Here is a 10,897-nt window from a genome sequence, read left to right as displayed (position 1 = left end):
CTACGACTCCCCTGATCCGATGACGGCGTCGATTTCCGGCCACAGCGCATCGGGGATGGGGTGGCGATGCCAGCCGAGGTTCTGATCCAGTTCGGCAAGGGAGCGGAGTCCAAGCACCACGCTGGACACGGCAGGGTGGCGGAGGCCGAATTGCAGCGCCGCGGCACCGAGCGGTACATCATGCGCGTCGCAGATGCGGCGCACCTGATCGACAAGCGCGACGATGGCGGGCGGGGCGACGGCGTAATCGAAGGTCGCCTTGGCGCCTTTGGGCGCGGCAAGGATGCCGGAGTTGAAGACGCCCCCAAGGACAAGTGCCACACCGTGACGCTGCATTTTCTCCATGAGGGACGTCGCCTGCCGGTCGATCAGGGAATAGCGGCCTGCCAGAAGGCAGACATCCAGATCGGCCTCGTCCATCGCGTCATGGATCGCCTGCGTCTCGTTCACGCCAAGACCGAAGCCGCGGATATCGCCATTGGCGCGCAACTCCTCCAGCGCGCGAAAGCCGCCGCCCTTGGTCAGCGCGGCCCAGTGGTGATCGTGCAGGGGGCCATGAGTGAGGCGCCCGATGTCGTGGATCAGGAGGATGTCGATGGCCGTCATGCCGAGACGCTGGCGGCTGTCTTCGAAGCTGCGCATCACGCCGTCATGGCTGTAGTCGAATTTCTCTTGAAAGTTCAGTCCGTTGTGCCAGCCGGGATCGAGCGGGTTCCGTGGCGGCGGGGGGGCGAGGTCCAGCCCCGCGCGCGGCGCGACGAGAAGGCGGCCGACCTTGGTGGAGAGCACGCCACCGGCCTTTTCGCGCAGAAGATCGCCGGTGAGGCGTTCCGACCGGCCGATGCCATACATCGGTGCCGTGTCCACGTAACGTATACCCGCCGCCCATGCCGCATTCAGCACCTCGCGCGCGGCGGGTTCCGAGACGGGGGCGAAAAGCCCGCCCAGCGGCACGGTGCCAAGACCGATCTCGGTGACCTGCAGTCCCGTGCGGCCAAGCGGGCGAATGCCGAGCGTCCGGTCCATCACCGCGCCTCTTCCAGGATGCGGCGGTAGTCGGCTACCTCGGCCCGGCGGGGATTGGTCGCGTGGCAATGGTCGTGCATCGCCGCCTCGGCCACCTGATCGAGCATGGCGGGCGTCAAGCCGAGCGCATCGAGACCTGAGGGCAGGCCCAGCCGGGTGTTGAGGGCGGCGACATGGGAATCGGGCTCGCCCCCGCAGATGGCGGCCAGCCGATCCCATTTGGCGCCGATGACGGGGCGGTTGAAGCGCAGGACGGCGGGCATCAGCACGGCGTTCAGCGTGCCGTGGTGCAGGTTGAGTTCGCGGATCGCGCCCATCGGATGGGTCAGCGCGTGAACGGCGCCAAGCCCCTTCTGGAAGGCCATGGCCCCTTCAAGCGCCGACACCATCATGTCGCGCCGGGCGTCCCTGTCCTGCCCGTTGCGGGTGGCCCGTTCGATGGCGGCGAGGCCGGTTTCCAGACCGTGCAGCGCGATGGCCTCGGCCGGAGGGTTGAAGGCGGGGGCCATGTAGGTTTCGAAGCAGTGCGAGATGGCGTCCATCCCGGTGGCCGCCGTAAGCAAGGGGGGCAGCCCGTAAGTCAGTTCAGGGTCGCAGATGGCGAGGTTGGGCAGCATGTGCGGTGAAAGGATGCCCAACTTGCGCCCGTCATCGGTGATGATGACCGCCGCGCGCCCGACTTCGGAGCCTGTGCCCGACGTGGTGGGGATGGCCACCATGGGGCAGCCCGGGGCCGCGATCCGGGCCATGCCGCCCGACACGGCGGTATAGAGGGACAGCGGCGGGGCGTGGTTGGTGAGCAGGCGGACGGCCTTGGCGAGATCAAGCGCCGATCCGCCGCCGAGGCCCACCACGCCGTCGCAGTTCGCGCTGCGGAACAGGGCGAGTGCGGCGAGAGTGGCGGATTCGGTGGGATTGGCGGGCGTTCCGTCGAAGAGGGCGGCCCCTGCCCCTGCCAGTTCCATGATGCGTGACGCGACGCCGGCGGCGACAAGACCGCGATCCGTGACCACAAGCGGGCGGGTGATGCCAAGGGCCGCGAGATGCGCCGGAAGGCGCGAGACCTCGCCTTCGCCGAATTCGATCCGCGTGAGATAGGTGATGGTGGCCAAGGCAGTCTCCACTCTCGGCGGGGGATGAGGCACCTCTTCAACTAATATATTTGTTGTCATCTATCAATTAGAATTTGTCGTTTACATTTGCATGTGATGCCTATAACGTCCTGACAAACGGCAAATATATCAGTTTTGAAATCAAGGAACGCCGTGCGAAAGTCAGATGAAATATATCAGTTGATTCGGCGGGATATCGTCAGACTGGCTGTTGCGCCGGGGGCTCCCCTGTCGGAAAAGGAGCTGGGCCAGCGGTTCGGCGCCTCGCGGACGCCGGTGCATGAGGCGCTGAAGCGGCTGGCGGAGGAGCGACTGGTCAAGATCGTTCCGCAGTCGGGCACCTTCGTGCGCCGCCTGTCGAGCAAGACGGCGGAAGAAGGTTTCATCATCCGCCGCGCGCTGGAGATCGAGGGTATCCGCAGGGCTGCGAGCCGGATCACGGACCCAGAGATCGCTGCGCTGGACGCCAATCTTGACGAGATGCGCCTGCTGCTGCGGACCGGGCGGCTGGCGGAATATATTGACGTCGATGACCAGTTCCACGCCCTGATCGCGCATGCGAGCGGGCTGCGGAACATCTGGCGCTTCATTGATCTGGCTAAGGTGCATCTTGATCGTTTGCGCCACCTGAGCACGCCTGTCCCCGGCCATCTGGAGCGGGTGACGGAACAGCATGCCTCGATTCTCGAGGCGCTGCGGGCACGTGATCCCGACCGGTGCGAGCTTTCGCTGCGGGTGCATCTGGATTCCTCGTACATGGTGATGTCGCGCCTCGCGCCGGAGAATGCCGATCTTTTCCTGACCGAGGATGAGGACGAATGACCGTGACAGCCCCCCCACGCGCCGCGCCCCTGCTGCGCCTGCATCCGGCGGATTCGGTCGTGGTGGCGCGGGCGGATGTCGGGCCGGAGGCGGATCTTTCCGCCCTTGGTCTGCCGTCGCCCCGCAGCCGCATACGGCGCGGGCACAAGATGGCGGTGGCACATATCGCCAAGGGCGACGCGGTGCGGAAATACGGGCAGGTGATCGGCGTGGCCTCGGCCGATATCCTGCCGGGGGAGCATGTCCACCTGCACAACCTTGCTATGGGCGAGGCGGAAAACGACTATGCGATTGGAACCGAAGTCATCCCGATGGAGCAGGCTGTCGGGGCCACCTTCGACGGCTATCCGCGCGCGGATGGCCGGGCAGGGACGCGGAACTACATCCTTGTCATCTCTTCCGTGAATTGTTCGGCCACCGTGTCGCGCCGGATCGCCGCGCATTTCTCGACACCGGAGGCGCGGCGTGCCTGGCCCGCGCTGGATGGGGTGATCGGCCTTACGCATGGTGGTGGCTGTGCGCTGGACATGGGGTCGGAGGGGTATCGGCTGCTGACGCGATCCATCGCGGGATATGCGGCCAATCCGAATGTGGGCGGCGTCTTGATGGTGGGGCTAGGTTGCGAGACGAACCAGATCCCGATCCTGCTGGAACGGCAGGGGCTGGCCGCGGGCGACCGGTTGCGGACCTTCACGATACAGGACAGCGGGGGCACGCGTGCATCGGTTGATGCGGGCGTGGAGGCCGTGGCCGCGCTGGCCGATGCGATGGGGCATCAAAAACGCGTGCCGGTGCCGCTTTCGGCGCTGACGCTGGGGCTGCAATGCGGCGGATCGGACGGGTATTCGGGGATCACCGCCAACCCTGCGCTGGGGGTGGCGGCGGATCTTCTGGTGCGCAATGGCGGCACGGCTGTGCTGTCGGAAACACCTGAGATCTATGGTGCGCAGCACCTTCTGACGCGGCGGGCGGTCAGTGGCGAGGTCGCACGCAAATTGCTGGACCGGATAGAATGGTGGCGCGACTACACGCATCGCAATGGGGCCACGCTGGACAACAATCCGTCCTTCGGGAACAAGCAGGGCGGGCTGACCACCATCCTTGAGAAGTCGCTGGGTGCCGTGGCCAAGGGGGGCAGTTCCCCTCTGGTGGACGTGGTGGGATATGGCGAGCGGATCGGGACGGGTGGCCTGATCTTCATGGATACGCCCGGATATGACCCGGTTTCGGCGACGGGGCAGATTGCCGGGGGCTGCAACCTTGTGGCCTTCACCACCGGGCGCGGCTCTGTTTCGGGGTTCAAGCCCGCGCCGACGGTCAAGATCGCGACCAACAGCCAGATGTATGACCGCATGTCCGACGACATGGACCTGAACTGCGGCCCGATCATCGAGGGCGAGATGACCATCGAAGAGGCGGGGCAGGCGATTTTTGACATGCTGGTCGCCGTCGCCTCGGGCGCGCCCACGAAGAGCGAGCTTCTGGACTATGGCGACAACGAGTTCGTCCCCTGGCCGATGGGGGCCGTGCTGTGAGCGATCAGGAAGGTTTGGGTAAGCGATGAGCGCCATTCACGACAGCTATGACGTGATCATCCTCGGGGCGGGTGTGGGTGGTGGCGCGATGGCCAACCGCCTTGCGCAGGCGGGGGCCAAGGTTCTGGTGATCGAACGCGGGGGGAGGCTGCCGCGCGAGGCGGATACATGGTCTGTGCGGAAGGTATTTCACGAACAGGCCTTCACGACGCCGGAGACATGGCGCGACAAGGACGGGAAGGAGTTCCGCCCGTCGACTTTCTATTATGTCGGGGGCAATTCGAAGTTCTTTGGCGCGGCCACCGTCCGCTTTCGCGAAAGGGATTTTCAGGAGATCGCCCATCATGAGGGCGTGTCGCCGGCATGGCCCTGGTCCTATGCCGATTTCGCACCCTATTACGACGAGGCGGAGCGGTTGATGGGAACACATGGGCAGGCCGGGGAGGACCCGCTGGAGCCGCCCCGCAGCGGGCCGTTCCCCCATCCTGCCGTACCGCATGAGCCGGTGATCGAAGGGGTTGCCGAGCGGCTGCGGTCGGTGGGCATAAGGCCGTTCCATCTGCCGCAGGCGGTGGACATGCATCCGGGTGGCACCTGCATCCGTTGCCAGACCTGCGACGGGTTCGCCTGCCGTCTGGGGGCGAAGAACGATGCCGAGATGCGGCTGGTCAATCCGGCGCTGGCGACCGGGAATGTCGATCTGGTGCTGAACACATATGTGCGGCGTCTGCTGACCGATCCGTCGGGCCGTCGTATCGTCGCGGTCGAGGTGGAGGATAACGGGCAGGTCCGCAGCATCGCGGCAGACCGGTTCATCTCGTCGGCGGGGGCGATCAACTCGGCGGCGCTGCTCTTGCGGTCGGCCAATGACAAGCATCCGCGTGGGCTGGGAAACAACGAAAGCGACCAGTTGGGCCGCAACTACATGGCCCACAACAATACCGCGATGATGGCCATCCATCCGTTCCGCCGCAATCCTGTGGTGTTCCAGAAAACCCTTTGCATCAACGACTTCTACTTTGAGAACGAGGTCGCGCCCTATCCGCTGGGGAATGTGCAGGGTTTGGGCAAGCTTCAGGCCGGGATGCTGACAGCGCGGGTGAAATGGGCGCCGGAGCGGATGATGGGATACTTTGCCTCGCGCAGCCTTGACTGGTGGATCATGTCCGAGGACCTGCCGGATCCCGCGAACCGGGTCAGCCTTGACGGCGATGGCAAGATCCGTCTGGCCTATACGCCAAACAACCTGACGGCGCATCAGCAGTTGGTGGCGCATTGGGGCAAGGTGATGCGACGGATCGGCTATCCGATCGTGATCACGCAACGCATGGACATCAAGGTTTCGATGCACCAGTGCGGCACGGCCCGGTTCGGGCGCGATCCTCGTGACTCGGTCCTCGATCCTTTCTGCCGGGTCTGGGATATCGACAATCTCTTTGTCGTCGACGCGTCATTCCTGCCGTCTTCGGCAGGGTTCAACCCATCCCTTACCATCGTGGCACAAGCGATCCGTACCGCCGAGCATATCGCAGGGACCTTGCCGGCCCGCAGTGGCAAGACCGAATCCGCAACCCGCACAAACAAGGTGTCCGCATGAAGCCCGACCTGTTCAACCTGACTGGCAAGACAGCCCTCGTGACCGGTGCTGCGCGGGGCATCGGCGCAGCCTTGGCCCGTGCGCTTGGCGCCTATGGGGCGGATGTGGCGGTGAACTACACGCAGGCCCATGACCGGGCCGAGGAGGTCGCCACCGAAATCCGTGCGATGGGCCGTAGGGCGATGGTGGTGCAGGCCGACGTTTCGGACGAAGCGCAGGTGGAGCGCATGGTGGCCGAGGTGGAAGGCCATTTCGGGCGCATCGACATCCTGATCAACAATGCAGGCATAATCTTTGGCGGGCCGGCCGAGGACTTTTCGCTGGAGGAGTGGCGGCGCACATTCGCGGTGAATGTGGAGGGTGTCTTTCTGTGCAGCAAGCATGTCGGCCGCCGCATGATTGCCCGCAAGTCGGGCTGTATCGTCAATATCGGTTCCATGTCCGGGAAGATCGTGAACTGGCCTTTCCGCCACGCGGCCTACAACGCGACCAAGGCGGCAGTGCATCAATTGACCAAGAACCTTGCCGTTGAATGGGCGGAACACAATATCCGCGTCAACGCCATCGCGCCGGGTTACATCCGGACGGAACTGGTGGATGACGTGCTGGCCGAGAACCCGAGCGTGCTGTCGGAGCATTGGGGGCGGGATACGATCATGGGCCGCATCGGGACGGTGGACGAGCTTGCCGGGTCGGTGGTCTATCTCTGTTCGGACAGTGCAAGTTTCACCACGGGCGAGGTGATCTTCGTCGATGGCGGGCTTACGCTGCGCTGAGCCGCGTGATGGCCCGCCTGCAAGTCAGCGCGCGGCGGCATAGAGGATTTCGACCATCTGGTGGCCACGAAGGCGGGGCACCGTGAAGTGCAGCATGCCGTCCCGGATCTGATGGGCGAGCGGTTGCCCCTCGGGCACGAGCATGACGGAGGATACGGCACCGGACGGGCGGATCTGCACGGCGATGTCGGACAGGGTTACGAGGTCCTGAATCGGCTGGATATTCGTGCCGCGCAGGTTGCCGCGCAGGGCCGGGGTGGCGTGAAGCAGATGGAGGATGTCGCGGTGATGGTCCGGCTGGTGGCGGAGGGTGACGCGCCCTGCCCTTGGCAGGGATGCGGCGGCGCTGCGGGGCGCGCCCATCGCGTGGAGGATCACCCGTTCGGCCAGTTCCAGCATCGCGACGGACCCCGCCATGTGATAGCAGCTGAAGATCGGATGGGCGAGCCAGGTGAAGCCGCCCTTCGTGACACCTGCCGCGAAGCCGGAAGGTTCGGGTCGTGAGGCGGCGTTGACATGGCCCGAGAAATGGCGCGGCCTGCGGTCCATGTAGGGATCGTGCGTCACGCCCAGAGACGTGCCGTCGGTGATGCGGATGCGTTCTGAGGGCAGATACATGAAAAGCGGACTGTCCACGCCTTCGGCGCGCAAGGGCGGGATGGGCAGCACGTAATCGCCGCCCGACATGTCGCTGGTGCCGTCCCATGTCGCGCCGAGGTCAAAGACCGTGCGCCCATCGCGGATGCCGGATCGCCCGGTCAGGAGGACGCGGCCGCCTGCTGCGACATAGGCCTCCAGCCGGGACTGCAGCGTCTCGTCCACCTTGATCACATCAGGCACAATGACCAGACGATAGCCCGCTAGGTCGCTGTCGAGATCCACCACGTCGAAGAGGAACTGCCCTTCCAGAAGGACGCGCACCCCGCCGTGGTCCGGACCATCGAAACGGTGGTCGCTTTGTCCCGGAATGCCGACGAGTCCGATGCCCTCGGCGGCCTCGGCGGAGAGAAAGGCGATGTCGGCGCGGTTCTGTGAGCCTTCGCACCAAGGTTCGCGGGCCTTGACCCATGCATAGGCGGGGGCGATGACGCGCATCGTGCTGTCGTCGATCGCCCCGGTCGGATGGAGGTGGTCACCGATGGAACATCGCGCGCCGTGGGCCAACATGGCGCCGCATTCGTAGATCAGCGCCTCGGGTTTCTTGTAGCCGCCTACCTCGCCCCAGGCGAAGTGGAACTTGCCGGTCATGCCAAGGAAGGGCAGGCCGATCCGTTCGACGTAGCGGGCGGTCAGCGGGAAATGGTCATAGCCCCAGCCTGCCGTGGGAAGGCTTTCCACCTCGAGATGCGTGTAATGGTTCAGGTAATGCTCCCGCTCCCCCCGGCGGATGTGGCCGGAGTTGAAGAAGAGGGGCAATGTCGGGCTGTGGCCGCGGACGGTGGCGGTGATGCGGTCGAAGAATTCCTCGACCATCAGCGTTGTGAAGCGGTGGCGGTCGGTTTCCAGCGTCCAGTCAAGGCCCAGCGCGTCCATCCGGCGCTGGGCGAAGACCGAGACGGAGGGAAGCTGAAAGCAGATGTCCATGAAGATGCCGTCGCCATCGGGATAACGGTTCAGCACCTCGTCGAGTTGGGCGCAGAGATAGTCGAGATAGGGGGTGGAGTAGTCGAGGAAGGCCCAGCCTGCCCCGTTGGGTTCGGCGGCATGGCGCGGGCTGCCGCCTTCTGGCAGGACAGTGCGCCATTCGGGATGGTTGGTCGCGGCCAGTTCGTCCCATGTCGCGGTGGTGTAGATCGGCGCGTTGATTCCCACCGCATGGAGAGCGTCGATCTGGGCGCGGAGCAGATCGAAGTTGAGGCCCGGATGCATCTCGCCCACCTCGGTGGGATGGTAGCTGTACCCATGGTGGCATTTGGCGAAAACGGTGACGCTGTCCACGTGGGCGGCCTTGAAGGCCTGACCGAAGGCCTTCGCTTCGAAGCGCGACCCGATGCCGGGAACCTTGCCCGAGGTGTGGAAGTCGAGGTGGATCTGGCGGAAACGCATATCGGGCTCCTGTCGGGGGCGGGGTCAGGCGTGGATGCCGGGCCAGGCGATGGCCCGATCCGCCGCGTCAAAGAGATAGACGCAGCGTGGGGCGATCCCGACGGTGAGGGCATCGCCGATGCGGGTATCGGTTTGGCGGGTGCGGTGGATGGCGAAATGGCCGTCGAGGCTTTCGCTGTCGAAGGCGCGCAGGGGGGTGGCATCGAGGTAGAGCAGCGTTTCACGGCCAAGGCTTTCCACCACGGCGACGCGGCCTGTGAGGGTGATGTCGGAGAGGTCGTCGGTGAATGCCTCGGGGCGGATGCCAATGGTGACGGTCTGGCCCGTGGCCACGCCCTGCCCATCCGACAGGAGGATGTCGAGATCGCCCGAAAGCCCTTGGGCGCGGATCGTGGCGGTTTCGCCGGAGAGGGCCGCCACCTGACCGGAGAGGAAATTCATCCGGGGCGAGCCAAGGAAGCCCGCGACGAAACGGTTGGCAGGGCGGTTGTAGAGATCGAGGGGCGGGCCGACCTGTTCCATCTGCCCGCCATTCAGGACGACGATGCGGCTGGCCATGGTCATCGCCTCGGTCTGGTCATGGGTGACATAGACCATGGTGGCGCCGAGTTCGGCATGGAGGCGGCCCAGTTCGATGCGCATCTGGCTGCGCAGGGCTGCATCAAGGTTGGACAGGGGTTCGTCGAAGAGGAACACGTCTGGTGCGCGGGTGATGGCGCGGCCGATGGCGACGCGCTGTTTCTGCCCGCCAGAGAGCGCCTTGGGTTTCTTGTCCAACTGCGCCTCGATCCGCAGGATGCGGGCCGCGCGGGTGACGGCCTCGTCGATCTCGGCGCGGGGGCGGCCCGCGACCCGCAGGGCGAAGCCCATGTTCTGGCGCACCGTCATGTGGGGATAGAGCGCGTAGTTCTGGAAGACCATTGCCACGCCCCTTTCTGCCGGTTCGCGGGCGGTGATGTCGGTTCCGCCGATGCGGATTTCACCGGAGGTGACGGGTTCCAGCCCTGCGATGGCCCGCAGGATGGTGGACTTGCCGCAGCCCGACGGGCCGACCATCACGAGGAATTCCCCAGCCTTCGCCGAGAAGGAGACATCCCTGATCGCCCGCCATGCGCCGTAATCCTTGACCAGATTTCGGATTTCCAGATCGGCCATGGCGGTTCCTATTTTCCAAGCCCGGCCAGCGACCGGACGAAATATTTCTGGGCGAGGACGAAGATGAGGAGCATCGGCACGACGGCGATGGTCAGCCCCGCCAGCATGCCGGGCCAATCCGATGTGTATTCCCCGCGCAGTTGCACCACGCCGACGGGCAGGGTCTTGACCCCTTTGGCGGTGAGCATCAGCAGGGCGAGGAGGAATTCGTTCCATGTGAACACCGCCTGAAATATCGCGGCGGAAGCCACGGCGGGCCCTGACAATGGCAGCACGACGGAGAAGAACACCCGCAGCCGGGAACAGCCGTCCAGACGCGCGGCCTCTTCGAGTTCCTGCGGAAAGTCGAGGAAGAAGGCATAGAAGAGGATGGTGGTGAAGGGGATGCCATAGGCCGCGTAGGGCAGAACGATGGCGGCAAGGCTGTTCAGCATCCCGGCGGCGGATACCATCTGATAGAGTGGGACCAGAACCGCCTGTGCCGGTACGGCAAAGGCCACCACCATAAGCAGGTAGAGCCCGCGCAGCGCCCTGCTTTCCGACCGGGCGAAGACATAGGCGGCCATCCCGCTGAGGATGACGATGAGGGCCACGGTGGCCGAGGTCACGAGGAGCGAGTTGAGCAGGTATTGCCCCATGCCCGATTTCCAGGCCCGCCCATAGGCGGCGAAGGTCCAGTCGGCCGGAAGACCTGCCGGATCCATGAACATCTCGCGCCTTGTCTTGAAGCTGGCCAGAACCATCCAGAGCAGCGGCAGGAGGACGGCGACGCTCCAGAGGCTGACGAAACCGTAGGCGAGGGTGCGGGCGAGGGTGAAGCGGGGCATG

9 protein-coding genes are annotated in these 10,897 nt (G+C 65.1%); 4 read left to right on the top strand and 5 right to left on the bottom strand.

Annotated elements, in window-relative coordinates:
• Together TabM4_RS18865 and TabM4_RS18860 are read right to left on the bottom strand one after the other, a co-directional pair.
• Positions 1 to 1,026, bottom strand: coding sequence for an aldo/keto reductase (locus tag TabM4_RS18865; protein WP_434616012.1), 1,026 nt, complete (start codon positions 1,024 to 1,026; stop codon positions 1 to 3).
• Positions 1,026 to 2,138, bottom strand: coding sequence for an iron-containing alcohol dehydrogenase (locus TabM4_RS18860; RefSeq protein ID WP_434616009.1), 1,113 nt, complete (start codon positions 2,136 to 2,138; stop codon positions 1,026 to 1,028). Before TabM4_RS18860 ends, TabM4_RS18865 begins: the two co-directional genes overlap by 1 nt.
• 153 nt (positions 2,139 to 2,291) lie before the next feature.
• Here TabM4_RS18860 and TabM4_RS18855 point away from each other — a divergent pair, with 153 nt between their 5' ends.
• Genes TabM4_RS18855 through TabM4_RS18840 form a run of 4 tightly spaced genes read left to right on the top strand, consistent with a single transcriptional unit; the run spans position 2,292 to position 6,868 of the window.
• Entirely contained in the window at positions 2,292 to 2,960 is a 669-nt protein-coding gene (locus TabM4_RS18855; protein WP_434616006.1) for a GntR family transcriptional regulator, read from the top strand.
• Positions 2,957 to 4,495: a UxaA family hydrolase gene (locus tag TabM4_RS18850; protein ID WP_434616003.1), complete on the top strand. Its 1,539-nt coding sequence runs from the start codon at positions 2,957 to 2,959 to the stop codon at positions 4,493 to 4,495. The genes TabM4_RS18855 and TabM4_RS18850 overlap by 4 nt, the downstream gene beginning before the upstream one ends.
• A 25-nt stretch (positions 4,496 to 4,520) precedes the next feature.
• Positions 4,521 to 6,092 (top strand): GMC family oxidoreductase, encoded by a 1,572-nt coding sequence (locus TabM4_RS18845; RefSeq protein ID WP_434616001.1) that lies wholly within the window; start codon positions 4,521 to 4,523, stop codon positions 6,090 to 6,092.
• Complete coding sequence (locus TabM4_RS18840; protein WP_434615999.1) at positions 6,089 to 6,868, top strand: SDR family NAD(P)-dependent oxidoreductase; 780 nt, start codon at positions 6,089 to 6,091, stop codon at positions 6,866 to 6,868. Before TabM4_RS18845 ends, TabM4_RS18840 begins: the two co-directional genes overlap by 4 nt.
• Positions 6,869 to 6,892: 24 nt before the next feature.
• On the opposite strand, the gene TabM4_RS18835 is transcribed toward TabM4_RS18840, so the two are convergent.
• The 3 genes from TabM4_RS18835 to TabM4_RS18825 are packed head-to-tail and all read right to left on the bottom strand — an operon-like array spanning position 6,893 to position 10,896.
• Positions 6,893 to 8,914, bottom strand: a complete 2,022-nt coding sequence (locus TabM4_RS18835) for a beta-galactosidase trimerization domain-containing protein (RefSeq protein WP_434615996.1) — start codon at positions 8,912 to 8,914, stop codon at positions 6,893 to 6,895.
• Between the two features lie 24 nt (positions 8,915 to 8,938).
• On the bottom strand, positions 8,939 to 10,069 hold the full coding sequence (locus TabM4_RS18830; RefSeq protein ID WP_434615993.1) for an ABC transporter ATP-binding protein: 1,131 nt from the start codon (positions 10,067 to 10,069) through the stop codon (positions 8,939 to 8,941).
• 8 nt (positions 10,070 to 10,077) lie between these two features.
• A complete protein-coding gene (locus TabM4_RS18825) occupies positions 10,078 to 10,896 on the bottom strand; it encodes a carbohydrate ABC transporter permease (RefSeq protein ID WP_434615990.1) in 819 nt (272 codons plus the stop codon).
• Between the last annotated feature and the right edge of the window lies 1 nt (position 10,897).

It is taken from the genome of Tabrizicola sp. M-4 (genome assembly GCF_051132405.1).
Taxonomy (GTDB): domain Bacteria; phylum Pseudomonadota; class Alphaproteobacteria; order Rhodobacterales; family Rhodobacteraceae; genus Paragemmobacter.
The sequence above is the reverse complement of the archived record's forward strand: the minus strand, read 5'-3'. Positions and strand labels throughout refer to the sequence as shown.